The sequence below is a fragment of the Pseudomonas sp. IT-P171 genome (genome assembly GCF_949767765.1).
Classification (GTDB): domain Bacteria; phylum Pseudomonadota; class Gammaproteobacteria; order Pseudomonadales; family Pseudomonadaceae; genus Aquipseudomonas; species Aquipseudomonas fluorescens_B.
Map to the genome: position 1 here is coordinate 24,267 of NZ_CATKQN010000057.1, position 23,298 is coordinate 47,564.

Annotated in this window: 22 protein-coding genes; 16 read left to right on the forward strand and 6 right to left on the reverse strand. The window is 59.8% G+C overall.

Features of this window, described 5'->3' with window-relative positions; genetic code table 11:
- Positions 1–14: 14 nt before the first annotated feature.
- The 6 genes from lysS (at position 15) to ACM6I5_RS24400 (ending at position 5,665) form a co-directional block, all read left to right on the forward strand.
- Positions 15–1,517: a lysine--tRNA ligase gene (lysS, locus tag ACM6I5_RS24375; RefSeq protein WP_017336662.1), complete on the forward strand. Its 1,503-nt coding sequence runs from the start codon at positions 15–17 to the stop codon at positions 1,515–1,517.
- 102 nt (positions 1,518–1,619) lie between these two features.
- On the forward strand, positions 1,620–2,336 hold the full coding sequence (locus ACM6I5_RS24380; RefSeq protein WP_031318424.1) for a TetR/AcrR family transcriptional regulator: 717 nt from the start codon (positions 1,620–1,622) through the stop codon (positions 2,334–2,336).
- A gap of 72 nt (positions 2,337–2,408) precedes the next feature.
- A complete protein-coding gene (locus ACM6I5_RS24385) occupies positions 2,409–2,963 on the forward strand; it encodes a hypothetical protein (RefSeq protein WP_017336664.1) in 555 nt (184 codons plus the stop codon).
- A gap of 62 nt (positions 2,964–3,025) precedes the next feature.
- On the forward strand, positions 3,026–4,276 hold the full coding sequence (locus tag ACM6I5_RS24390; protein ID WP_193393018.1) for a flavohemoglobin expression-modulating QEGLA motif protein: 1,251 nt from the start codon (positions 3,026–3,028) through the stop codon (positions 4,274–4,276).
- A 148-nt stretch (positions 4,277–4,424) separates the two neighbouring features.
- Positions 4,425–5,339, forward strand: coding sequence for an alpha/beta hydrolase (locus ACM6I5_RS24395; protein ID WP_414884854.1), 915 nt, complete (start codon positions 4,425–4,427; stop codon positions 5,337–5,339).
- A complete protein-coding gene (locus ACM6I5_RS24400) occupies positions 5,336–5,665 on the forward strand; it encodes a hypothetical protein (RefSeq protein WP_414884855.1) in 330 nt (109 codons plus the stop codon). Before ACM6I5_RS24395 ends, ACM6I5_RS24400 begins: the two co-directional genes overlap by 4 nt.
- A gap of 85 nt (positions 5,666–5,750) precedes the next feature.
- On the opposite strand, the gene ACM6I5_RS24405 is transcribed toward ACM6I5_RS24400, so the two are convergent.
- The 4 genes from ACM6I5_RS24405 to ACM6I5_RS24420 all read right to left on the reverse strand — a co-directional run bounded on the left by ACM6I5_RS24405 (position 5,751) and on the right by ACM6I5_RS24420 (position 9,270).
- Positions 5,751–7,157, reverse strand: coding sequence for a transposase (locus tag ACM6I5_RS24405; RefSeq protein ID WP_414879486.1), 1,407 nt, complete (start codon positions 7,155–7,157; stop codon positions 5,751–5,753).
- A 142-nt stretch (positions 7,158–7,299) separates the two neighbouring features.
- The gene (locus tag ACM6I5_RS24410) at positions 7,300–8,091 is read right to left on the reverse strand and encodes an OmpA family protein (RefSeq protein WP_414884856.1); all 792 of its coding nucleotides are present in this window, start codon (positions 8,089–8,091) and stop codon (positions 7,300–7,302) included.
- A 45-nt stretch (positions 8,092–8,136) separates the two neighbouring features.
- The gene (locus ACM6I5_RS24415; protein WP_017336670.1) at positions 8,137–8,550 is read right to left on the reverse strand and encodes a DUF4398 domain-containing protein; all 414 of its coding nucleotides are present in this window, start codon (positions 8,548–8,550) and stop codon (positions 8,137–8,139) included.
- 375 nt (positions 8,551–8,925) lie between these two features.
- Positions 8,926–9,270, reverse strand: a complete 345-nt coding sequence (locus tag ACM6I5_RS24420) for a hypothetical protein (RefSeq protein ID WP_008024664.1) — start codon at positions 9,268–9,270, stop codon at positions 8,926–8,928.
- 202 nt (positions 9,271–9,472) lie between these two features.
- Between ACM6I5_RS24420 and ppc the strand changes: the two genes are divergently transcribed.
- The 7 genes from ppc (at position 9,473) to ACM6I5_RS24455 (ending at position 16,795) form a co-directional block, all read left to right on the forward strand.
- The gene (ppc, locus tag ACM6I5_RS24425) at positions 9,473–12,103 is read left to right on the forward strand and encodes a phosphoenolpyruvate carboxylase (protein ID WP_414884857.1); all 2,631 of its coding nucleotides are present in this window, start codon (positions 9,473–9,475) and stop codon (positions 12,101–12,103) included.
- 288 nt (positions 12,104–12,391) lie between these two features.
- Complete coding sequence (gene adk, locus ACM6I5_RS24430) at positions 12,392–13,039, forward strand: adenylate kinase (protein WP_017336672.1); 648 nt, start codon at positions 12,392–12,394, stop codon at positions 13,037–13,039.
- Between the two features lie 88 nt (positions 13,040–13,127).
- Positions 13,128–13,802 (forward strand): tRNA (adenosine(37)-N6)-threonylcarbamoyltransferase complex dimerization subunit type 1 TsaB, encoded by a 675-nt coding sequence (gene tsaB, locus ACM6I5_RS24435; RefSeq protein ID WP_414884858.1) that lies wholly within the window; start codon positions 13,128–13,130, stop codon positions 13,800–13,802.
- A 274-nt stretch (positions 13,803–14,076) separates the two neighbouring features.
- Positions 14,077–14,382, forward strand: a complete 306-nt coding sequence (locus ACM6I5_RS24440; protein WP_017336674.1) for a hypothetical protein — start codon at positions 14,077–14,079, stop codon at positions 14,380–14,382.
- Positions 14,382–15,242, forward strand: coding sequence for a DUF72 domain-containing protein (locus ACM6I5_RS24445; protein ID WP_017336675.1), 861 nt, complete (start codon positions 14,382–14,384; stop codon positions 15,240–15,242). The genes ACM6I5_RS24440 and ACM6I5_RS24445 overlap by 1 nt, the downstream gene beginning before the upstream one ends.
- Positions 15,243–15,275: 33 nt before the next feature.
- The gene (locus ACM6I5_RS24450; RefSeq protein WP_414884859.1) at positions 15,276–16,097 is read left to right on the forward strand and encodes an isocitrate lyase/PEP mutase family protein; all 822 of its coding nucleotides are present in this window, start codon (positions 15,276–15,278) and stop codon (positions 16,095–16,097) included.
- Between the two features lie 2 nt (positions 16,098–16,099).
- Positions 16,100–16,795 carry an extensin family protein gene (locus ACM6I5_RS24455; RefSeq protein WP_414884860.1) on the forward strand — a complete coding sequence of 232 codons (696 nt, stop codon included), beginning with the start codon at positions 16,100–16,102 and terminating at the stop codon, positions 16,793–16,795.
- A gap of 17 nt (positions 16,796–16,812) precedes the next feature.
- Here the strand turns inward: ACM6I5_RS24455 and ACM6I5_RS24460 are convergent, their stop codons facing one another.
- Positions 16,813–17,433 carry an energy transducer TonB gene (locus ACM6I5_RS24460; protein WP_414884861.1) on the reverse strand — a complete coding sequence of 207 codons (621 nt, stop codon included), beginning with the start codon at positions 17,431–17,433 and terminating at the stop codon, positions 16,813–16,815.
- Between the two features lie 93 nt (positions 17,434–17,526).
- Here ACM6I5_RS24460 and ACM6I5_RS24465 point away from each other — a divergent pair, with 93 nt between their 5' ends.
- On the forward strand, positions 17,527–18,309 hold the full coding sequence (locus ACM6I5_RS24465; protein ID WP_017336679.1) for a class I SAM-dependent methyltransferase: 783 nt from the start codon (positions 17,527–17,529) through the stop codon (positions 18,307–18,309).
- A gap of 60 nt (positions 18,310–18,369) precedes the next feature.
- On the opposite strand, the gene ACM6I5_RS24470 is transcribed toward ACM6I5_RS24465, so the two are convergent.
- Positions 18,370–19,014, reverse strand: coding sequence for a TetR/AcrR family transcriptional regulator (locus ACM6I5_RS24470; RefSeq protein ID WP_017336680.1), 645 nt, complete (start codon positions 19,012–19,014; stop codon positions 18,370–18,372).
- A 93-nt stretch (positions 19,015–19,107) separates the two neighbouring features.
- On the opposite strand from ACM6I5_RS24470, the gene ACM6I5_RS24475 reads away from it, so the two are divergent.
- The gene (locus ACM6I5_RS24475) at positions 19,108–20,208 is read left to right on the forward strand and encodes an efflux RND transporter periplasmic adaptor subunit (protein ID WP_017336681.1); all 1,101 of its coding nucleotides are present in this window, start codon (positions 19,108–19,110) and stop codon (positions 20,206–20,208) included.
- Between the two features lie 6 nt (positions 20,209–20,214).
- Positions 20,215–23,280: an efflux RND transporter permease subunit gene (locus tag ACM6I5_RS24480; RefSeq protein WP_414884862.1), complete on the forward strand. Its 3,066-nt coding sequence runs from the start codon at positions 20,215–20,217 to the stop codon at positions 23,278–23,280.
- Positions 23,281–23,298: the final 18 nt, after the last annotated feature.

The window sequence follows — 23,298 nt, forward strand, 5'->3', positions numbered from 1 at the left end:
GAATTTTTAAAGACATGAGCGACCTAGAACTCGACCCGCAAGCCCTGCAACAGGAAGAAAACTCCCTGATCGCTCTGCGCAAGGAAAAGCTTGCCGCCGAGCGCGCCAAGGGCAATGCCTTCCCGAACGACTTCCGCCGCGACAACTACTGCGAAGACTTGCAGAAACAGTACGCGGACAAGACCAAGGAAGAGCTCGCAGAGGCTGCAATCCCGGTCAAGGTTGCCGGTCGCATCATGCTCAACCGTGGCTCGTTCATGGTGATCCAGGACATGTCCGGTCGCATCCAGGTTTACGTCAACCGTAAAACCCTGTCCGAAGAAACCCTGGCGGCGGTGAAAACCTGGGACCTGGGCGACATCATTGCCGCCGAAGGCACCCTGGCCCGTTCCGGCAAGGGCGACCTGTACGTTGAAATGACCAGCGTGCGCCTGCTGACCAAATCCCTGCGCCCGTTGCCCGACAAGCACCATGGCCTGTCCGACACCGAACAGCGCTACCGCCAGCGTTACGTTGACCTGATCGTCAACGATGACGTACGCCAGACCTTCCGCGTGCGTTCGCAAGTGATTGCGCACATCCGCAGCTTCCTGATGAAGCGCGACTTCCTCGAAGTCGAAACGCCGATGCTGCAAACCATCCCGGGTGGCGCGGCCGCCAAGCCGTTCGAAACGCACCACAACGCGCTGGACATGGAAATGTTCCTGCGTATCGCGCCTGAGCTGTACCTCAAGCGCCTGGTGGTTGGCGGTTTCGAGAAAGTGTTCGAGATCAACCGCAACTTCCGCAACGAAGGCGTTTCGACCCGTCACAACCCTGAATTCACCATGTTGGAGTTCTACCAGGCGTACGCCGACTACGAAGACAACATGGACCTGACCGAAGAACTGTTCCGCGAGCTGGCGCAGCTGGTGCTGGGCAGCACCGACGTGCCGTACGGCGACAAGGTGTTCCACTTCGGCGAACCGTTCGTGCGTCTGTCGGTGTTCGATTCGATCCTCAAGTACAACCCTGAGCTGACCGCTGACGACCTGACCGACATCGAAAAGGCCCGCGCCATCGCCAAGAAGGCCGGCGCCAAGGTGCTGGGCTTCGAAGGCCTGGGCAAGCTGCAGGTGATGATTTTCGAAGAGCTGGTCGAGCACAAGCTGGAGCAGCCGCACTTCATTACCCAGTACCCGTTCGAAGTGTCGCCGCTGGCCCGTCGTAACGATGACAACCCGAACGTCACCGACCGTTTCGAGCTGTTCATCGGCGGCCGTGAAATCGCCAACGCCTACTCCGAGTTGAACGACGCGGAAGACCAGGCGGAGCGCTTCATGGCGCAGGTGGCCGACAAGGACGCCGGCGACGACGAAGCCATGCACTACGACGCTGACTTCGTTCGCGCGTTGGAGTACGGCATGCCGCCAACGGCGGGTGAAGGGATCGGCATCGACCGCCTGGTGATGCTGTTGACCAACTCCCCGTCGATCCGCGACGTGATCCTGTTCCCGCACATGCGGCCGCAAGCGTAAGTGTTTCAATTAAAAAGCCGCCTGAAATGGGCGGCTTTTTATTGCCTGTCTGGTACAAACGTATCAATTGGTTACTTTTGAAGTAAGAGAGGAATACCTGCCGTGAATCGCGCAATGGCTCAAGAAGGTGCAGCGGGTGTCGCCACTGCGGTCGCTGAAAGTGTTCAGTACCAGGGCCGCAAGGCCAGCCGCCAGGGCAGTGAGCAGCGTCGACAGGACATTCTCGATGCCGCCATGCGTATTGTCGTGCGCGATGGCGTGCGGGCCGTTCGTCACCGTGCGGTCGCCGCTGAAGCCGGTGTGCCATTGTCGGCCACCACCTACTATTTCAAGGACATCGATGACCTGCTCACCGATACCTTCGCCCAATACGTGGAGCGCAGCGCGGCGTTCATGGCCAAGTTGTGGGTCAACAATGAAGGCCTTCTGCGCGAGATGGTCGTCAGCGGCGACGGCAGTGCCGAATCGCGCTCGCAACTGGCGGATGATATTGCGCGGTTGATGGCGGACTATGTCCATCGGCAACTGATCAACCGCCGCGAACACCTGATGGCCGAGCAAGCGTTTCGTCAGGAAGCGTTGCTCAACCCCCGCCTGGCGGAGTTGGTGCGCTCGCACCAGCAAATTCTGCTGCAGGGCACGTGTCAGCTTTTCCAGGTTTTGGGTTCCCGTGAACCCCAACAAGATGCCAAAGTGTTGACGGCGATTATCGGACGGATGGAATATCAGGGGCTGCTCAACGAAGCCGAGCCTGCCGCCGAAGCCGAAATGCTCGGCATCCTGACGCGGTACATGCATTTGGTATTGGCATCGGTGTGATCCATTGTGGTGCCCGCTTCCACAGGTTCGGTGGCCGCATCAAGCCGGCGTATGTTTCAAAGGGAGTGTTGAATGAAAGCCTGGCGCGTCGTTGTGATCGCCTTGTCGTTCCTGCTGCTCAGTGGCTGCCTGGTGACTTTCAAGGAGCCACTGCCCACGAGCGACCCTGCGCCCAAGGGATTACTCGGCAAATGGACCAGCACCAACGCCTGGGGCGAACCGATGAACCTGGAGCTGACACGTATCGGCGACAATCGCTATCAGGCGGTCAGCTACTTCAAGGCCAAACCCAAGGAGCGCGAAGCCTATCCCTTCACCGTCTCGCGCCATGGCAGCCGCTGGTACCTGTCGGCGAAAGTGCCGGCGCAGTTCGGCGGGCATTTCACCATTGCCGGTTTTGAACTCACCGACAAGCACGAACTGGTGGTCTACAACCTCGACCTCGAGCAGATCAACCAGGCCCTGGGGCAGAAAGCTCTCAGCGGCGAGGGCTTTCAGACGGACGATGGCGACGGCGTGCTGATCAACACCGACATGGATCAGGTCTTCGCTTACCTCGATGATCCGGCCAACTCCGATGTCTTCGTCGAGGCCGTGCGCTATCAGCGCCTGGCCAAAGCCAAATAAACCCAGCACATAACGGTTTCTTACAGGAGTTTCGGGTGGACGATTACCAGCAGACGATACGCATGTTGTCCGATCGCATTGTGCTGGCGCAGACGCCGATTCGCGTCCTGGATGCGGTGAAGTGGGACGAAAGCATCCGCAAGGGTTTCCTCAAGGGCAAGGGCAAGGAAATGCCGGCGGTGGACCGCGATTACTACCTCAATCGCCCGCTGTCGTTCGATTCCAGCAAAGTGAAGCTGGAGTTCCAGAACATCGAGCGTGACATCACCCGCCAGCTCGGCCAGTTCAACCCGGTCGGCCAGATCATGCGGCGCATGTGCAAGGAATACCGGATGGTGGTGCGCATGCTCGAAGCACGCGGCACCGAGGACTTCGGCCTGATTTCCCAAGAGTTGTACGGCGCGGCGTCCGATGCGTTTCACGCGGGGGACCCGACCCTGTCCGACCTGGGCCTGATGCTCTCCGATTACCTGAACAACATCGATGGCCGGGGCGATCTGAAGGATGAACCGAAGATCCTAACCGCCAAGGATGCCGTGCATTTGCTGCAAACCCGGCTGAGCAAAGTGTTTGGCGAGGCCGAGGAAACCATTCGGGTGTTCGAGTCCGACGGGATTGTTGCCGATGCGGCGGCCGGCGCCGACTACATCAAGATCCGCACTGACGCGATGTTCAACGAGCGCGACGTACGCGCCCTCGAAGTCCATGAAGGGCTGGTGCATGTCGGCACTACGCTCAACGGTCTGAACCAACCGATCTGCACCTTCCTGTCCAAGGGGCCACCGTCGTCGACCGTGACCCAGGAAGGCCTGGCGATCCTGATGGAAATCATCACCTTCGCCTCCTACCCGAGCCGTCTGCGCAAACTGACCAACCGCACCCGCGCCATTCACATGGTGGAGGAGGGCGCAGACTTCCTGCAGATCTTCGAGTTCTTCCGCGAACAGGGTTTTGAGATGGCGGAAAGCTACGGCAACGCCAGTCGGGTTTTCCGTGGTTCGGTACCGAACGGTCTGCCATTTACCAAAGACTTGTCCTACCTCAAGGGCTTTATCATGGTTTACAACTACATTCAGTTGGCCGTGCGCAAGGGCAAGCTTGAGCAAGTGCCGCTGCTGTTTTGCGGCAAGACCACGCTGGAGGACATGCGCACCTTGCGCCAGTTGGTCGATGAAGGATTGGTGGTGCCGCCCAAATATCTGCCGGAACAGTTCCGCGACATGAACGCGCTGTCGGCGTGGATGTGCTTCTCCAACTTCCTGAATCACTTGAGCCTGGACCGGATCGAAGCGGATTACTCCAATATTTTGTGACGATAATGCAATCTACTGTGGGAGCGAGCCTGCTCGCGATAGCGGCCTGACATTCAACATTGATGTTGCCTGTACACCGCTATCGCGAGCAGGCTCGCACACAGGGGAAAGGTGTATTTCCACCCAAATTTTCGCGAGGTTTCAACGGATGAGAATCCTCGGCATCCTTTGCCTTCTCCTGACCCTCGGCGGTTGCAGCTCCTTGCTGTTCTACCCCGAACCCGGCCAGTTGTTCACCCCGGAAAAAGCCAAACTCGAATACCGCGACGTGACCCTCACCACCGCCGACGGCCTCAAGCTGCATGGCTGGTGGCTGCCGGCGAAAAAAGGCGTCGAGGTCAAAGGCACGGTGCTGCACCTGCACGGCAACGGCGGCAATCTGCCCATGCATCTGGGCGGCAGTTGGTGGTTGCCGGAAGAGGGCTATCAAGTGCTGCTGATCGATTATCGCGGCTACGGTTTATCCGAAGGTGAACCGAGTTTGCCGGCGATCTATCAGGACATCGACGCCGCGTTCAAATGGCTCGACCAGGCGCCGGAGGTCAAAGGCAAACCGCTGATCCTGCTCGGGCAAAGCCTCGGTGGCTCAATGGCCGTGCACTACCTGGTTCAGCATCCCGAACGCCAGAAACAACTCAAGGCCTTTGTCCTCGACGGGGTGCCCGCCAGTTATCGCAGCATCGGCCAGTTCGCCCTCAGCAATTCCTGGCTGACCTGGGCGTTCCAGGTGCCGCTGTCGTGGCTGGTTCCGGACGGTGACAGCGCGATCCACTCCATGCAGCAGCTCAATGGCGTGCCGAAACTGATCTACCACAGCATCGACGATCCGATCGTGCCTCTTTCCAATGGCATCCGTCTGTATCAAGCTGCGCCACCGCCGCGGGTGCTGCAGCTGACCCGTGGCGGTCATGTGCAGACGTTCGCCGACCCGGTCTGGCGCAAGGTCATGCTGCGATACCTCGATGACCCGCAGCATTTCAACGGTCTGCGCCGCCTGGGTGAAATCCCCAATTACCCGGCACCCCCGAATTCAGAAGATGAACCACCAGAGAGCCCGCAATGAGTGAAGAACGTAACGCCATCCCGCTGATCATCACCGGTATCTGCAGCATCCTCGGCACCGTGGGTGCCCTGTGGTGGTACGGCTACCTGCACTTCGCCAAACCCGAGGACGCGCTGCTGCTGAGCGAATTCACAATGCTCAAGACCGTGCCGGGCGAAGACTACAAAGTTTCCCTGGAGCCGGCGGCGCAAGTGGCGCAGTGCATCGATGGCGTGCTGGTCATGTTCGACACCGAGCAGAAAGGCCTGACCGGTGTGTTGGTCAACAGCAAGAGAAAAGCCGTGCGCTGCATGGGGCAGGAAACCCCACAGAAGCTGGAGCCCTAGACAGCGGCATAACGGGCTCCCCTTCGGTCAACAGTGATTGAAGGGGACCGTTGGTTCATTGATTTACCCGTACGAGCAAAACAACCTAGGGGACGACTTCAAAGTCGACGTAGTTGTACGGCGATGGGTTGAGGCCCATGACTTGCTGTACGCGCCCCTCGTACTTGCTGGCTGGTAATTGCGCTAGTGTTGAACTCCAGACTCCCGTGGCGTCTGCAACGGTGTTGATCACGTTCCACTTGCTTTCCCCAGACTTTCTATAGCCAATGACCATCCAGGCGCCGGGAGAACCCGTGCCTGAAAAAACGATGGGGTTTTGAGCGGCTGGCGCTCCCGCTACAGGTTTTTGAATGTTGGGCGGCGGTAAAGCCGTGAAGCAACCAGGCAGTGCCTCTCCGTTCACCGCAACGGCAAAGATCGCTCCTTGATCAGAACGTGAACAAAACCCGACAGAGATTTTTGCCTCCTCATCTTTCAAAATTCTGTTTCCTAACAGTGTCGGATCAGCTGTGGAAGCTGTTTCCGGTGTGGCGTCCAGTTGTGTGTTCAAAACAGCCGTTCCCATATTGGTGTACCTCACCCAGACGCCGTTGACTCGATTGTCAGAAGGTGGAAAGTTGTCGAAAGGCGTCGGTTTGCGGTATTCAAAAGCCAGTTGTGTTGGCGCCAACCCCGGACGATTGATGAGGTACAACTGCGGGCCTTCCTGACCCAGTACACCCAGGCGATAGAGGCCGGTACGTTCGATCACGGCAACTTGCTTGTTATCCAGCCAGCCGGAATACCAGCGGTTGTTCGCAGGGTAGAGTGTTGCTCCACCTGAAACCGTATCTCCCGTGTCGCCATACCCATTCCTGGTGCAGTTGGCTGGGGCTGTCACAGTGTCGCCGTCTGTCGGGCATCGGGAGTACGTGTACCCATGGGAATATCCCAGGTTATGTCCGAACTCATGTTTGAACAAATGTGGGCTACCTTGACCGTAAACACCCATGTACCTCCCAGGTACATAAGCACTTGCCATCCCCCTACAAGAAATGACATTGATCAGATAATCGAAATTTTTCGGATCAAGCCCATGTGCCCTCGCAGCTTTCTCTCCTTCTGCAATGGACAATGCCATCGGATAAGACGGCCCCCCGCTTTGACATTCTTCCGGCCGAGGACCAGAGGTATAGGAGATTACCTGGCCTTCCAGGGTCAACTTTCCGCCTGACGCAGCCAGGATGTAGGTGCGTAATGAATTTGGGTCTGTAGAAAGGGTATCTTTTAGGGTTAGAGGCGTATCCAGAATGGTTTCACCTTGCCAGTTAACCACGCTGACCAGAACCTTTTTGACCCCTACAACGGGTCGCTGATTGACGCCCGGCTTGGGCAAGGGAATGTCGTTGGGTATGGCGTCTCTATCGTCATACGCAAAATCATTCAGACGTCCATCGTGCTGCACGCAGCCTGCAAGGATTGACGCTATACAAAACATCACTGTTTTACGCATGATTCGGCTCCTTATGCACTCAAAAAGTACGTGAGCCAAACTAAATGCGAATAGAGAACTCGACAACTGTCATAAATGACAGTCGTAAAAAAGCCCCGCCTGATCAGATCAGGCGGGGCTTTTGCGTTTCAGCGGGTTCAGCCTAGTTCGAGCTGACTGCCGAACGCGGGATCACCGGCTGGTTGTCATTGGAAATGGTCACTTCAACACGACGGTTCATCGCACGACCCGAGACGCTGCTGTTTTCAGCAACCGGGTATTCCATGCCGTAACCCTGGGCAACAATGCGCGCAGGATCTACGCCCATCTTCACCAGCGCCATGCGCACGGAACCGGCGCGACGCTCGGACAGCGACTGGTTATGCGAAGCCGTGCCGGTGCTGTCGGTGTAGCCTTCGACAATCGCCTTGCGGTCCGGGTTTTCCTGAAGGAACTGCGCCAGTTTGTTGATATTCACCAGGCCGCTGGATTTCAGATCGGCGCGGTCAGTGGCAAACAGCACATCACCAAAGGTGACCAGCGTCCCGCGATCGGTCTGCTTGGCGTTCAGGCTGTCCTGCAGCTGTTTGATCTGCTGATCGCGAGCATCGAGACGCGCCTGGGCACGTTGCGCAGCAGCGTTTTTCAGATTGGCTTCAGCGGTGCGCAGGGCGATGGTCTGCTTCGCCACTTCAACCCGCTGATTGGTCAGGTAGGCCAGTTGATCGACCGTATGCTCGTCCTGCTTGTCCAGATAAGCCTTGTCGGCCTTGTCCAGGTAATCGCTGGCGTCCTTGGTTTCCAGCGCGGCGACTTTGCTCGCCTGCGGGTTGGCTTGCAGGCCGCTGTAGTTGGTGCGGGCCTGTTCAAGGTTCGCGTTAGGCGGCGTCGAGCAGGCAGCCAGTGCAACGCTTGCGGCCAGCAGGGCAGGGATCATCAATTGTTTGCGATTCATGGTTTCGTCCTTTTAAGTCGAGAAAGAAGTACGTCGTAGCGGCGCTTATTGCACGGTGCGCTGGCTTTCCTGACGCAGTTCCTGAACCCCTTTCTGAGAGTCCTTCACCGCTTGTTCGGCTTTCATCGCCTGGGCTTTGCGTTCGGCAACACGAGCGTCCCACTCGGCCTGTTCGGCGAGCATGCGGGCTTCGTCATACTTTTTGTCGTGCATGGCGATTTCGGCTTGTTTGAGCTTGTCCTGGGCGGACTTCATTTCAACCGCGGCGAACTCGGTACCGCCCGCGCTGACGGCGCTGTTCACGGCCGATTGGGTCACGGCGTATTGCTCGGTCGGCGGGTTACCGGCGCAACCGGCCAGAACGAAGCTGGTCCCGATCGCCAGGGCAGCCATTTTCAGACCGCGCAGGTGGGTGAACGAGGACGTGGCAGTGCTGATTTTCATGGTCTTCAACTCCATTGGAAAAACTCCTGAACAACTAAAAATCCATCCTGGGCAAGGAGCCGCAACCATCAAATTTCGAAGCCTTTTGAAACGGCCGTCCCAGGCGTGGTTACTGGTTACGACCCGAGGCAATTTTTAAAAGTTCAGAGAAGATGGCCTATCGCCGGAAAAAACTTTGACCGAACGGACAAGGCTCTAAATCGGGAACTTTGGCGATGTGCAGCGGTATTCCCGGCTGTTTCGAGGTGCGGGAACATGCAATTGTTGAAGGGGACTGCGACCCCTGTGGGAGCGAGTCTGCTCGCGATAGCGGAGTGTCAGTCAATAGAAATGTTGAATGTCAGACCGTTATCGCGAGCAGGCTCGCTCCCACAAGTTACCGAGGTGAATTCAGTGCTTCTGCTTGTCTTCGCCGGAAGACAAATCATGCAAATGACGACGGGACAACGCGAGAAAACGCGGGGTTGGGCCGATGTCTTCGTACAGTGGATCGCCTTCTTCATCGGTGGCCACGATGGTCGAGCCCTTCACGTATGGAAAGCTCTTTTCCAGCTCTTCCAGCGCAGCGCCGATCAGTTCGCCGAGCAGTTCTTCGGGATGCCGTTTGGGGTACATCTCGATGATTGCCGCCAGCCGTGCGGCGGCCTCCACATCCAGATGAATCGAGTAGCCGGTGTCGGTCAGGCGACCCTTGGCGTTTTCTTCCCAATGATGGGCAAGCTCGCGGATTTTCATAAAAACCTCATGGCGCGCCAGCTCGTGGCAGGCAGGGTGAGTGTCCGGCCATGGCCGGCGAAAGCCGTTGTACGGCTTACTCTTCAGACTAGCTTGCGCGCCCAAGGTTTAAAGTCCCTTCGTCGTGTGCTTGTAAGAAGTGCTTTACGGCGGCACTCTTTAACGCACGAAGCACACCGGATTTTTCGCTGGAGAACGGCTGATGACCGATATTGATGCACGCTTGCGCGAGGACGTTCACCTGTTGGGTGAGCTGTTGGGCAATACCATTCGTGAGCAGTACGGGGACGGTTTTCTCGACAAGATCGAGCAGATCCGCAAGGGCGCCAAGGCGGACCGTCGCGGTTCGATGGATGCCGAGCTGAGCGCCAGCCTCAACCAGTTGAGCGAAGACGAGTTGTTGCCGGTGGCGCGGGCGTTCAACCAGTTTCTCAACCTCGCCAATATCGCCGAGCAGTATCAGTTGATTCATCGCCGCGAGGAATCGCAGCCCGCGCCGTTCGAAGCGCGTGTGCTGCCCGAATTGCTCGCGCGCCTGCTTGCCGAAGGCCATGGTGCCGAATCCCTGGCGCGGCAATTGGGACGACTGCAAATCGAGCTGGTCCTGACCGCCCACCCGACCGAAGTGGCGCGCCGTACGCTGATCCAGAAATACGACGCCATCGCCGCGCAACTCGCGGCACAGGACCATCGCGACCTGACCACCGCCGAGCGCGAACAGATCCAGGCAAAGCTCCAGCGCCTGATCGCCGAAGCCTGGCACACCGAAGAAATCCGCCGCACCCGCCCAACGCCTGTGGACGAGGCCAAGTGGGGTTTCGCGGTGATAGAGCATTCGCTGTGGCAGGCAATCCCGAACTATTTGCGCAAGGCCGATAAAGCCCTGCATGACGCCACTGGCCTGCATTTGCCGCTGGAGGCCGCGCCGATTCGCTTTGCTTCGTGGATGGGCGGCGATCGCGACGGCAACCCCAACGTGACCGCTGCCGTGACGCGCGAAGTCTTGCTGCTGGCGCGCTGGATGGCTGCTGATTTGTACGTGCGCGATATCGATCACCTGGCCGCCGAACTGTCGATGCAACAGGCCAGCGAGGCGCTCAAAGCCAAGGCCGGCGACAGTGCCGAACCGTATCGCGCCGTCCTTAAACAGTTGCGTGAACGCCTGCGCGCTACCCGTAACTGGGCGCATGCCGCCTTGACGACGGCGACGCCGGCGCCCGCCGATGTGTTGCAAAACAATCGCGACCTGCTCGATCCGCTGGAGCTCTGCTACCAGTCGCTGCATGAGTGCGGCATGGGCGTGATCGCCGATGGGCCGTTGCTTGACTGCCTGCGCCGGGCAGTGACGTTTGGCCTGTTTCTGGTGCGTCTCGATGTGCGGCAGGACTCGTCGCGGCACTCGGCGGCGATGACTGAAATCACCGATTACCTCGGCCTCGGTCGCTACGAAGACTGGAACGAAGAGGAACGCATTGCCTTCCTGATGCGCGAGCTGAACAACCGTCGGCCGCTGTTGCCGGCGTACTTCAAACCCTCCGCCGACACCGCTGAAGTGCTGGCGACATGCCGGGAAATCGCTGCCGCGCCGGAGGCTTCGCTCGGTTCGTACGTGATCTCCATGGCCGGCGCCGCTTCCGATGTGCTCGCCGTGCAGTTGCTGCTCAAAGAGTCTGGCGTATTGCGACCGATGCGCGTGGTGCCTCTGTTCGAAACCCTCGCCGACCTGGACAACGCCGGTCCGGTGATCGAAAAACTGTTGCTGCTGCCGGGTTATCGCACGCGCCTGCAAGGGCCTCAGGAAGTGATGATCGGCTACTCCGACTCGGCCAAGGACGCCGGCACCACGGCGGCGGCCTGGGCGCAGTACCGGGCGCAGGAACGACTGGTCGATATTTGCCGCGAGCAGCAAGTCGAGTTGCTGTTGTTCCACGGTCGCGGTGGCACCGTAGGCCGTGGCGGCGGCCCGGCACACGCGGCGATTCTGTCGCAACCGCCGGGGTCGGTGGCGGGGCGTTTCCGCACCACCGAGCAAGGGGAAATGATTCGTTTCAAATTCGGCCTGCCGGACATCGCCGAGCAAAACCTCAATCTGTACCTCGCGGCCGTGCTGGAGGCGACTTTGCTTCCGCCGCCGCCACCGGAGCCTGCCTGGCGCCACTTGATGGATGAATTGGCGGCAGACGGTGTCAGCGCTTACCGCGCCGTGGTGCGGGAAAATCCGCAATTCGTCGAGTATTTCCGCCAGTCCACCCCCGAGCAGGAATTGGGACGCCTGCCGCTGGGCAGCCGCCCGGCCAAGCGTCGCGCCGGCGGGATCGAAAGCCTGCGGGCGATTCCGTGGATCTTCGGTTGGACCCAGACACGTCTGATGCTGCCGGCCTGGCTTGGCTGGGAAGCGGCGCTGAGCAAGGCGCTGGAGCGTGGCGAAGGGGCGTTGCTGGGGCAGATGCGAGAGCAATGGCCGTTCTTCCGTACGCGTATCGACATGCTGGAAATGGTCCTCGCCAAGGCCGACGCCGACATCGCCCGCTCCTACGATGAGCGGTTGGTCGAGCCGGATCTGCTGCCTTTGGGTGCGCATTTACGCGACCTATTGTCGCAGGCCTGTGCGGTTGTCCTGGGGTTGACCGGTCAGTCGCAGCTACTGGCACATAGCCCAGACACCCTCGAATTCATCCGCCTGCGCAACACCTACCTCGACCCCCTTCATCTATTGCAGGCCGAGTTGCTGGCGCGTTCGCGACAGCAGGAAGTGGCACAGGGCAGCCCGGTAGAACAGGCGTTGCTGGTGTCTGTGGCGGGGATTGCCGCCGGTTTGCGAAATACCGGCTAAGGTTTTTGTCGTGGGTTCGGGCACTCGGCGCGGGCGTTGAGTGCCGGTTTGTGCAGGGCTGGAAAGTGCTGCCAGGCGACAGTTAATGATGGGGTTGCGACTTGGAGTACTCCGTCGCAGGGGCACGCGAGGCGCGGGTTTCTCCGACTTTCGGCGGCTTGTGTGGTCCGGGCCTGCTGTGTATCTTGATCAGCCTTTGGCCGTTTGGGCGGTCACGACCCTGTTTTTGAGATTGGCCCCACGAGGCGAATCCGTTGTTATCTATATAAAAAATTGAGGAGCACATCGATGCGCGTCATTCTGCTGGGAGCTCCCGGGGCCGGTAAAGGTACTCAGGCTAAGTTCATCACCGAAAAGTTCGGCATCCCGCAAATCTCCACCGGCGACATGCTGCGTGCCGCGGTCAAGGCCGGCACCGAGCTGGGCCTGATCGCCAAGAGCGTGATGGACAGCGGTGGCCTGGTTTCCGATGACCTGATCATCAATCTGGTCAAGGAACGCATCAGCCAGGCGGATTGCGCCAACGGTTTCCTGTTCGACGGTTTCCCGCGCACCATTCCTCAGGCTGAAGCCCTGGTGAAGGCCGGCGTCGAGCTGGACCACGTTGTGGAAATCGACGTCAAGGACGAAGACATCGTCCAGCGTATCGCCGGTCGTCGCGTTCACGAGGCCAGCGGTCGCGTGTACCACATCGTCTACAACCCGCCGAAAACCGCCGGTAAAGACGACATCACCGGTGAAGAGCTTGTGCAACGCAAGGACGATACCGAAGAAACCGTGCGTCACCGTCTCTCGGTTTACCACGCTCAAACCGAGCCACTGGTGAAGTTCTACCAGCAGTTGTCTGCTGCTCAGGGCAAACCGAAGTACAGTCACATCGAAGGTGTCGGCTCGGTTGAAGCGATCACCGGCAAGGTGCTTGAAGCACTGCGCTGAAAAAACGCTTTATCTTCTACGGCCCGCTTGCGGGCCGTAGTTGTTTATACTGGCGCACTTTTTTCTGACCTCTCTTACGGAAACATCGATGAGCACCTTGCTGGCCCTGGACACCGCGACTGAAGCTTGCTCCGTTGCCTTGCTGCATGACGGCAAAGTGACGAGCCATTACGAGGTGATCCCGCGCCTGCATGCGCAGAAGCTTCTACCGATGATCCAGCAATTGCTCGCCGATGCCGGGACCACCCTGCAAGCGGTTGATGCGATTGCCTTCGGCCGTGGGCCGGGCGCGTTCACCGGCGTGCGGATTGCCATTGGCGTGGTGCAAGGCCTGGCGTTCGCGCTGGATCGTCCGGTGTTGCCGGTGTCGAACCTGGCAGTGCTGGCGCAACGGGCGTATCGCGAACACGGTGTGAGCCAGGTCGCGGCGGCCATCGATGCGCGGATGGATGAAGTGTATTGGGGTTGCTACCGCGAAACGGCGGGGGAAATGCGACTGGTCGGCAACGAAGCCGTGTTGCCGCCGGAAGTGGCGGCATTGCCGGCCGATGCCAGCGGTGAGTGGTTTGGCGCGGGCACCGGTTGGGGGTATGCCGAGCGCATTGCCGTCAGCCTGAAGGGGCAGGACGCAGGCATGTTGCCTCACGCCGAAGACCTGCTGACCCTGGCGCGATTTGCCTGGGCACGGGGTGAAGCGATCGTGGCAGATGAGGCGCAGCCGGTTTACCTGCGTGACAAGGTTGCGACGCCGAAAGCCCGTTGATTCCCGGTGTTCCTGTGGCGAGGGAGCTTGCTCCCGTTCGGCTGCGAAGCAGTCGTAAACCGGAACGCGGTGTACCTGCGTATTTGGGGTCGCTTCGCAACCCAGCGGGAGCAAGCTCCCTCGCCACAATGAATATCCCAATGCCTGCCAATCGTCGTTTTCTAACCCCGCCTTTTAAACCTTTTCGCTTTTCTGTGTTCTAGTTATCACTCGGCGGTTTGCGAAGTGGGTCATGTGCCACTAGACTGCCATCATCGATACCGAGCATGACTTTATGCGTATAGACGGCCTTTCCTCTCAGTCCTACCCCATCAAGCGCAAGCCTCGCAAAGGGCATGTGGTTGAGGACGAATCCGTCGATATCGAGGGCGAGCTGGAACTCCCTTCCGAAGAGCAACTGGCCGCCCGCGCCGCCAAAGCCTCCGCGCAGCGCCTGAGCAATCTTCCCGCGCGTCAACAAGACATGATTTACCACCGCGCCATGAGCAAAACCGTCGCGATGGCGCTGGCCAGCTACCTCAGCACCGCCGGTTTTGTCGATTGGGATTCGGATGTGATGGGTCTCGACCTGTACATCTGATGCGACTGCCTTACTACCTCGGCTGCCCGTCCTGGAGTGAAAACGCCTGGCGCGATTACCTCTATCCGCAAGACGCGAAACCCTCCGATTTTCTTCATCTGTATTCTCAAGTATTCAATGCCGTGGAAGGCAACACGACCTTCTACGCGAGCCCGGCTGCCAGCACCGTGCAGCGCTGGGCCGAGACCATGCCCGAACACTTTCGCTTCACCGCCAAATTTCCCGGCGACATCAGCCACGGCGGTGACCTGCGCGAACAGCTGACCGCCACGGAAACTTTCCTGCAACTGCTCAGCCCCTTGGGCGAACGAGTCTCGCCATTGTGGTTGCAGCTGTCGAAAAGCTTCACACCCCAACGACTGCACGAGCTGGCGGGTTTTATCGACGCCGTGGACCGGCCTCTGGCCATCGAAGTGCGTCACGACGATTTCTTCGCCAAGGGTGATGCCGAGCGCTCGCTCAATCGTCTGCTGCTCGATCGTGGCGTCGAACGTATCTGCCTCGATCCGCGTGCGCTGTTCAGCTGTATCTCGACCGATCCTTCCGTCCTTCACGCTCAATCGAAGAAACCCAGGGTTCCGCCCCGTCCGGCGGCGTTCACCCGGTTCCCGCAAGTGCGGTTCATCGGCCATCCGCAACTGGAAGCCAACGATCCGTTCCTGGTGCCCTGGGTCGAGAAAATCGCCCTGTGGATCGAAGAGGGCCGCACGCCTTATATTTTCCTGCACACCGCCGACAACCTGCTGGCCGCGAAGCTGGCGCAACGTTTTCACGCACAACTGATGCTGCGTTTGCCTGGATTGCCGCCGCTGCCTGAGCTATACAGAGAGCCCGCCGCCGAGCAACTTGGCCTGCTCTGAGGCGTTTTCCCCGCCCTTTTCAGGAGCCTGCCAATGGATGCGCAAACCCTTCGAGCCCAGGCGTTCAAAGCGCTGCATGAACGCGACGGGGCTTTTGTCATTCCCAACCCGTGGGACGCCGGCTCGGCGAAAATGCTCGCCAGCCTGGGCTTCGAGGCGCTGGCGACCACCAGTGCCGGTTATGCCTTTTCCCAAGGCCGTCCCGATGGCGGACTAACGCTGGACGATACCCTGGCGAATGTTCGGGCGATTGTCGCGGCGACCGATCTGCCGGTGGCGGTCGATCTGGAAAACGGTTTTGCCGACGATCCGGACGAGTGTGCGCAAAGTATTTTGCGAGCCGCCGCAGCGGGCGCCGTGGGTGGTTCGATCGAAGATGCCACGGGTCGGGAAGCGGCGCCGATCTACTGCTTCGAGCATGCTGTGGCACGGATCGAAGCCGCTGTCGCCGCCGCTCGCAGTTTGCCGTTCCCGTTCACGTTGACGGCACGGGCCGAGAACTTCCTGCATGGCAATCCCGATCTGGACGACACCATTCGCCGCTTGCAGGCCTTCGCCGAAGCAGGCGCCGACGTGCTGTATGCGCCGGGTCTGCGCAGCGCTGAAGACGTATTGGCGGTGGTCCGCGCCGTGGCGCCCAAACCGGTGAATGTGTTGATGTCTGGCGGGCTGAAATTGACTGTCGAGCAGTTGAGCGAGATGGGCGTCAAACGCATCAGTGTCGGTTCGGCACTGGCGTTGGCAGCGCTTGGCGAGTTCTACCGGGCTGCCCAAGAGATCAAGACTTCGGGAACGTTCAGCTTTACGTCGCGGTCGATGCCGTACGCGCAGGCCAATCAATTGTTCAAAGGCTGACAATGCGGTTTTTGCGGGTGCTGCTGGTGTTGGTGCTGATGCTCGGTTTGGCGGGCGTGAGCGTCTGGCGCGGCTGGATCTCGCTGCCGCCGCAGTGGAACCCTTGGGCGCCGCTGGACGTGAAGGCCGAACCTAACCTGTTGACCCGCTACAAACTGATGCGGCTGCGCGATGATCCGCAATTGTGCGAGCAAGCCCTGAGCAGTTCCGGATTGCGCGTCGCCCCTCAAGCCGACAGTCCTGACGCAAAGTGTCCGTTGAACGACGCCTTGCGCGTGCAGGGCGGCGACGTCGCATTGAGCAGCAGCTTCCTCGCCAGTTGCCGCCTTGCAGTGTCGTTTGCCCTGTTCGAGCATCACGCGCTGCAACCTGCGGCGCAGGCGGTCTATGGGCAAGCAGTCACCCGCGTCGACCATCTTGGGAGCTTTGCCTGCCGTAACGTCTACGGCCGTGAGAATGGCAGACTCAGCCAGCATGCCACGGCGAATGCGCTGGATATCGCCGGTTTTCGCCTGGCCAACGGGCGTTCCATCAGCGTGCTCAAGGATTGGCCGAAGGATAATCAGGACGCACGGTTTTTACGTCAGGTCCGCGACGGTGCCTGCGACGTGTTCAGTGTGGTGTTGAGCCCGGACTATAACGCCGCCCATCGCAATCATTTTCACGTGGATGTCGGGCCGTGGTGGGTATGTCGCTGAGGGCTTGTTATTGACGGTCAGGCAGCGATGCGCAGGTTCTGCAGAACGATCGGGCGCGCCCAGCCGATGTCGAAATCGAAGTTTTTCTGTTGTTCCGCGAGCTCTTCGGGCGGGAACGGCGGGAAGGGTTTGTCCAGCAGGTCCATTTCGAACTCGGCGATCGGCAGGTGCAGTGGACGCGGTTGTGGTGCAGCGCCTGGGACCGGCAGCGGTTGGCCGTGGGTCAGCACGATCGGGCGAACCCAGCCGCTTTCGAAGTCCTGCTGATTCTGCTGAGCGAAGATTTCTTCCGGCGGGAACGGCGGGAACGGTTTGTCGGCCAGCTCCATTTCGAACTCGGCAATCGGCAGGAACAGCGGCTCGGGTGGCTTGACCTGGGTTTCCTTCACATCGCATTCACGCTGGGAAACGATGTGTGCCAGCAGCTCGCTGCCGATCGTAGGTTCGACCGGGCTCTCGAGATCGACCGCTGGAAAATCGAGAGAAGCCGGCACGACATCGCCCGACTGATCGGCCAGGGCCTGGGCAAAAAAATCTTGCCACAGGTGACTGACGCCGCTCAGTGCCTGGGAATTTCGCAGGCCAAAATCGCCGTGGGGCGAGATGTAACCTATCGATGTGCGTTGAATGTCTGACATTTCTCTCGGTCGACGCTCAGCTCTGGCAAAATGCTCGTTAGTTTTGTTATCGGCCGTTTTTGCCGATCATTAATTTTTTGAGCGTGTTTTCCCATGATTGAGCAACCGGCGGCTTGCCGCATCCATGTCGAGGCCCTGGGCACGGCTTTTCAGCCACAGGCCGAGCAATGGGCCGAACGCCTGGGCCTGCCTTTGCAAGTGACTGATGGCGAGTTTGCCTTGCAGGTGGGCGAGCAGGGTTTGCAGTTGCAGCAACTGGGGCCGGACGCGCCGGGGCCGGTGCGGGTGGACTTCGTTGAGGGTGGCGCGGCTCATCGCCGGTTGTTCGGCGGTGGCACCGGTCAGATGATCGCCAAGGCTGTTGGCATCGCGCAGGGCGTGCGCCCGCGGGTGCTGGACGCCACGGCGGGGCTGGGCAAGGATGCGTTCGTGCTGGCGAGCCTGGGCTGCGAGATGAGCCTGATCGAACGCCAGCCGTTGATCGGTGCGTTGCTTGAGGATGGTTTGGCGCGGGGCGCGGAAGATTTCGACGTGGCGTCGATTGTGGCGCGCATGCGTTTGCTCAAGGGCAACTCGATCGAGGTCATGCGCAACTGGGAAGGCGAACCACCGCAGGTGATCTACCTCGACCCGATGTTTCCCCATCGTGAGAAAACGGCGCTGGTGAAGAAGGAAATGCGCCTGTTCCGGCCGTTGGTGGGGGATGACCCGGACGCGCCCGCGTTATTGGAGGCGGCGTTGGCATTGGCCAGCCATCGGGTGGTGGTGAAGCGCCCGCGCAAGGCGCCGTGCATTGCGGGGCCGAAGCCGAGTCATGCGCTGGACGGGAAATCCAGTCGGTATGACATTTATCCGAAGAAGGCGCTCAAGCCTTAAGTCCGAAGCGTTCCAATCGCGGGCAAGCCCGCGATAGCGTCGGTTCAGACACAAGATCTATCAGACTGCCTCTGGCCGATAAGCCCGCATAAACAACCCCACCACTTCCCGCACATGGTCCTCGGCCGCATCACCGGTCAGCGGCTCACCACAGCCATACAACAAGCGAAAATTCCCCGCGCCCTTGAGCAGGCAAAAGAAATGCTCCGCCGCATTGCGAGGCTTGTCGATGCTCAACGCACCGCTCTGATCCACCTTGCTCAGCAAGCGCTCCATGCCATGCAGCATGCGCTCCGGTCCGGCCTCGAAGAAAATTTGCGAGAGCTTCGGGTCCTGGCTGCCCAGCGTCATCATCAACCGGTGCAGGTTCACCGATTCATCGCTATTGATCAGGTGATGAAAACCGCGCGCGATGTTCAACAGCACCGTTTCCACTGAGACGCCGTCGGGCAATTCGAAAAACAGCGTAGGCAGTTGCTCTTCGCACTTGGCGACCACGGCGGCGGAGAACAGCGTCTCCTTGTCGTTGAAATGGCTGTAGACGGTCAGTTTCGACACGCCAGCCTCGGCCGCGACGGCGTCCATGCTGGTGCTCGCATAACCATTGCTCAGAAACAGGATTTTCGCCGCATCGAGGATCGCCTGGCGCTTGGCCAGATCCTTGGGGCGGCCCGGGCCATTGGGTGTTGAAAGATTGTTCGGCATATTCGTTTTTAATACTGGACTGGTGAGTTTGCTATTAATAACATACTGGCAAGTATAATTATTCCAAGCACCATTAGCGAAAGGTCCTTCGCCATGTTCCGCTATGCCTTGCCCCTCGCGTTGCCAATCAGTCTGGCGTTTTTATTGTCTGCGTGTGGTCACGAAGAGGCGCCGCAAGTCACTGTTCGGCCGGCCATGGTCGTGCAGCCAGAGCCCTCGGCCCAGGCGATGGAAAGCTATCCCGGTGAAGTCCGTGCCCGCTACGAGCCGGACCTGGCCTTTCGCATCGGCGGCAAAGTCAGCCGACGACTGGTCGAAGAAGGGCAGCGGGTCAAGGCTGACCAGCCCTTGGCGGAGCTCGACCCCCAGGATGTGCGTCTGCAACTGGAAGCGACCCGCGCTCAGGTCGCGGCTGCCGAAGCCAATCTCAATCTCGTACGCGCCGAGCGTGATCGCTACAAGACCCTGATGGACCGTCAGATGGTCAGCCGTTCCCAGTACGACAATTCTGAAAATCTCTACAGATCCGGTGAAGCGCGCCTGAAGCAGATCAAGGCCGAATTCAACGTGTCTACCAATCAGGCCAGCTATGCGGTGCTGCGCGCGCCTCAGGATGGCGTCGTGGCCAAGCGCGCGGTGGAAGTCGGGCAAGTCGTCGCCGCCGGTCAAACCGTGTTCACCCTCGCCACCGATGGCGAGCGCGAAGTGTTGATCAGCCTGCCGGAGCAGAGCTTCGGTCGTTTCAAGGTCGGGCAGCCGGTGTCGGTGGAACTCTGGACCCAACCCGATCAACGATTCGCCGGACGTATCCGTGAGCTGTCGCCCGCCGCTGATCCAAAGTCCCGCACCTTCGCCGCCCGCATTGCATTCACTGCCGGCAAAGTCCCGGCCGAACTCGGCCAGAGCGCCCGGGTGTTCATCCAGACCGCCGATGTGGTGTCGCTGTCGGTGCCACTGTCGGCCCTCACCGCGGAAAACGGCGCCACCTACGTGTGGGTCCTTGGCGCCAACAACACCCTGAAAAAAGCCCCGGTCCGGGTCGGTGCATTCGGCGAGAAAACCGTGCCGGTGCTCGAAGGCCTGAACGCCAGCGACTGGGTGGTGGCCGCCGGTGTCCATGTGCTTCATGACGGGCAGCAAGTGCGCCCGGTGGATCGCTCCAACCGCGTGGTCAATCTGGCGGACAAGGAGTAATCCCCGATGGGTTTCAATCTTTCCGAATGGGCGCTGCGTAATCGCCAGATCGTACTGTTCCTGATGCTGTTGCTGGCGGTCGTCGGCGCACTTTCCTACACCAAGCTCGGCCAGAGCGAAGACCCTCCGTTCACCTTCAAGGCGATGGTGATCCGCACCAACTGGCCGGGGGCCACCGCCGAGGAAGTGTCCCGCCAGGTCAGCGAACGCATTGAAAAGAAGCTGATGGAAACCGGCGAGTACGAGCGCATCGTGTCGTTCTCTCGCCCCGGCGAATCCCAGGTGACGTTTGTCGCTCGCGACTCCATGCACTCGGTGCAAATCCCGGACCTCTGGTATCAGGTGCGCAAGAAGATCAGTGACATTCGTCATACCCTGCCGCCGGGTATTCAGGGGCCTTTTTTCAACGATGAATTCGGTACTACGTTCGGCAATATCTATGCGCTGACCGGCGACGGTTTTGATTACGCGGTGCTCAAGGACTACGCCGACCGCATCCAGATTCAGCTGCAACGGGTCAAGGACGTGGGCAAGGTCGACCTGCTCGGGTTGCAGGACGAGAAGATCTGGATCGAGCTTTCCAACGTCAAACTCGCCACCCTCGGCTTGCCGTTGGCAGCGGTGCAGCAGGCGCTTGAAGAGCAGAACGCGATGTCCACGGCTGGCTTCTTTGAAACCACCAGCGAGCGATTGCAGCTACGGGTTTCGGGGAATTTTCAGACGGTCGAAGAGATCAAGAACTTCCCGATTCGCGTCGGTGATCGCACGTTCCGTATCTCCGATGTCGCGGACGTGCACCGTGGTTTCAACGATCCACCGGCGCCACGCATGCGCTTCATGGCCGAAGACGCCATCGGTCTGGCCGTGGCGATGAAGGACGGTGGCGACATTCTGGTGCTGGGCAAGGCACTGGAGATCGAGTTCGCCCGAATCCAGAAAAACCTTCCGGCCGGCATGCAACTGCGCAAGGTTTCCGATCAGCCCGCTGCGGTGAAAACCGGGGTCGGTGAATTTGTACAGGTGCTGGTGGAAGCCTTGGCCATCGTTCTGTTGGTGAGCTTTTTCTCCCTCGGCGTGCGCACCGGCATGGTGGTGGCGCTGGCGATTCCGCTGGTGTTGGCGATGACCTTCGCCTGCATGTATTACCTCGGCATCGGCCTGCACAAGATTTCCCTCGGTGCGCTGGTGCTGGCGCTGGGTTTGCTGGTGGACGATGCGATCATCGCCGTCGAAATGATGGCGATCAAAATGGAGCAGGGCTTCGACCGGATCAAAGCCGCGAGTTACGCCTGGACCAGCACCGCGTTCCCGATGCTTACCGGCACGCTGATCACCGCTGCAGGCTTTCTGCCGATTGCCACTGCGCAATCGGGCACTGGCGAGTACACCCGCTCGATCTTCCAGGTCGTGACCATCGCACTTCTGGCGTCATGGATTGCCGCCGTGGTTTTCGTGCCCTATCTGGGGGAAAAGCTCCTGCCGGATCTGGCGAAGATTCACGCCGCCAAACACGGCTCGGGGCAACCGGATCCTTACGCCACGCCTTTTTATGAACGTGTCCGACGTCTGGTGGAGTGGTGCGTGCGCTGGCGCAAGACGGTAATCGCGCTGACGGTGCTGTTGTTCATTGCCTCCATTGTGTTGTTCCGTTTTGTGCCGCAGCAATTCTTCCCGGCCTCCGGGCGACTGGAATTGATGGTCGATCTGAAACTCGCCGAAGGTGCTTCGTTGAGCAACACCGCCGACCAGGTTAAACGTCTTGAAGGTTTACTGAAGGATCACGCCGGCATCGATAACTACGTGGCCTACGTCGGCACCGGTTCGCCGCGCTTCTACCTGCCGCTGGATCAGCAACTTCCTGCGGCGAGCTTCGCCCAGTTTGTCGTCCTGGCCAAGACCATCGAGGATCGCGAAACCCTGCGCACCTGGCTGATCGAAACCCTCAACGAGCAATTCCCGGCCCTGCGCTCGCGGGTGACGCGTCTGGAAAACGGCCCGCCGGTTGGCTATCCGGTGCAGTTCCGCGTTACCGGTGAACACATCGAAGACGTCCGCGCCCTGGCCCGCAAAGTGGCGGCCAAGGTTCGCGAAAATCCCCACGTGGCCAACGTCCATCTGGATTGGGAAGAACCGAGCAAAGTGGTTTATCTGAACGTCGATCAGGACCGCGCCCGAGCGCTGGGCGTTAGCACGGCGAACCTGTCGAAGTTCCTGCAAAGTTCACTGACCGGTTCCAGCGTCAGCCAGTACCGCGAAGACAACGAGTTGATCGAGATCCTTTTGCGCGGCACGTTGCATGAACGCACTGAACTGTCGTTGCTGCCAAGCCTGGCGGTGCCGACCGACAACGGTCGCAGCGTGGCGCTGTCGCAAATCGCGACGCTGGAATACGGCTTTGAAGAAGGCATCATCTGGCACCGCAATCGCTTGCCGAACGTGACGATTCGCGCCGACATCTACGGCAAGGAACAACCGGCGACGCTGGTGCAGCAGATCATGCCGACGCTCGATCCGATCCGTGCTGAGCTGCCTGATGGGTATTTGCTGGAAGTCGGCGGGACTGTGGAGGACTCGGCCCGCGGGCAGAACTCGGTGAAGGCCGGTGTACCGCTGTTCATTGTGGTGGTGCTGACGTTGCTGATGCTGCAACTTCGCAGTTTCTCACGCACGGTGATGGTGTTTCTGACAGCGCCATTGGGATTGATCGGCGTGACCCTGTTCCTGATGGTGTTCCGCCAGCCGTTTGGTTTTGTGGCCATGCTCGGCACCATTGCGCTGTCCGGGATGATCATGCGCAACTCGGTGATTCTGGTGGACCAGATCGAGCAGGACATCGCCGCCGGGCTCAAACCCTGGCAGGCGATCATCGAGGCCACGGTGCGTCGTTTCCGGCCGATCGTCCTGACCGCGCTCGCTGCGGTGCTGGCAATGATCCCGCTGTCACGCAGCGTGTTCTTCGGGCCGATGGCGGTGGCGATCATGGGGGGGCTGATTGTGGCGACGGCGTTGACGCTGCTGTTTTTGCCGGCGCTGTATGCGGCTTGGTTCCGCATCAAGAAAGAACCGGTTTGAGGTCTTGGCGGCCTTTGG

Excerpts from the sequence above, each read along its gene's own strand:
- lysS (WP_017336662.1), top strand. The coding sequence starts at position 15 with ATGAGCGACCTAGAACTCGACCCGCAAGCCCTGCAACAGGAAGAAAAC.
- ACM6I5_RS24385 (WP_017336664.1), top strand. The coding sequence starts at position 2,409 with ATGAAAGCCTGGCGCGTCGTTGTGATCGCCTTGTCGTTCCTGCTGCTC.
- ACM6I5_RS24390 (WP_193393018.1), top strand. The coding sequence starts at position 3,026 with ATGTTGTCCGATCGCATTGTGCTGGCGCAGACGCCGATTCGCGTCCTG.
- ACM6I5_RS24395 (WP_414884854.1), top strand. The coding sequence starts at position 4,425 with ATGAGAATCCTCGGCATCCTTTGCCTTCTCCTGACCCTCGGCGGTTGC.
- ACM6I5_RS24400 (WP_414884855.1), top strand. The coding sequence starts at position 5,336 with ATGAGTGAAGAACGTAACGCCATCCCGCTGATCATCACCGGTATCTGC.
- ACM6I5_RS24405 (WP_414879486.1), bottom strand. The coding sequence starts at position 7,157 with ATGCGTAAAACAGTGATGTTTTGTATAGCGTCAATCCTTGCAGGCTGC.
- ACM6I5_RS24410 (WP_414884856.1), bottom strand. The coding sequence starts at position 8,091 with ATGAATCGCAAACAATTGATGATCCCTGCCCTGCTGGCCGCAAGCGTT.
- ACM6I5_RS24415 (WP_017336670.1), bottom strand. The coding sequence starts at position 8,550 with ATGGAGTTGAAGACCATGAAAATCAGCACTGCCACGTCCTCGTTCACC.
- ACM6I5_RS24420 (WP_008024664.1), bottom strand. The coding sequence starts at position 9,270 with ATGAAAATCCGCGAGCTTGCCCATCATTGGGAAGAAAACGCCAAGGGT.
- ppc (WP_414884857.1), top strand. The coding sequence starts at position 9,473 with ATGACCGATATTGATGCACGCTTGCGCGAGGACGTTCACCTGTTGGGT.
- adk (WP_017336672.1), top strand. The coding sequence starts at position 12,392 with ATGCGCGTCATTCTGCTGGGAGCTCCCGGGGCCGGTAAAGGTACTCAG.
- tsaB (WP_414884858.1), top strand. The coding sequence starts at position 13,128 with ATGAGCACCTTGCTGGCCCTGGACACCGCGACTGAAGCTTGCTCCGTT.
- ACM6I5_RS24440 (WP_017336674.1), top strand. The coding sequence starts at position 14,077 with ATGCGTATAGACGGCCTTTCCTCTCAGTCCTACCCCATCAAGCGCAAG.
- ACM6I5_RS24445 (WP_017336675.1), top strand. The coding sequence starts at position 14,382 with ATGCGACTGCCTTACTACCTCGGCTGCCCGTCCTGGAGTGAAAACGCC.
- ACM6I5_RS24450 (WP_414884859.1), top strand. The coding sequence starts at position 15,276 with ATGGATGCGCAAACCCTTCGAGCCCAGGCGTTCAAAGCGCTGCATGAA.
- ACM6I5_RS24455 (WP_414884860.1), top strand. The coding sequence starts at position 16,100 with ATGCGGTTTTTGCGGGTGCTGCTGGTGTTGGTGCTGATGCTCGGTTTG.
- ACM6I5_RS24460 (WP_414884861.1), bottom strand. The coding sequence starts at position 17,433 with ATGTCAGACATTCAACGCACATCGATAGGTTACATCTCGCCCCACGGC.
- ACM6I5_RS24465 (WP_017336679.1), top strand. The coding sequence starts at position 17,527 with ATGATTGAGCAACCGGCGGCTTGCCGCATCCATGTCGAGGCCCTGGGC.
- ACM6I5_RS24470 (WP_017336680.1), bottom strand. The coding sequence starts at position 19,014 with ATGCCGAACAATCTTTCAACACCCAATGGCCCGGGCCGCCCCAAGGAT.
- ACM6I5_RS24475 (WP_017336681.1), top strand. The coding sequence starts at position 19,108 with ATGTTCCGCTATGCCTTGCCCCTCGCGTTGCCAATCAGTCTGGCGTTT.
- ACM6I5_RS24480 (WP_414884862.1), top strand. The coding sequence starts at position 20,215 with ATGGGTTTCAATCTTTCCGAATGGGCGCTGCGTAATCGCCAGATCGTA.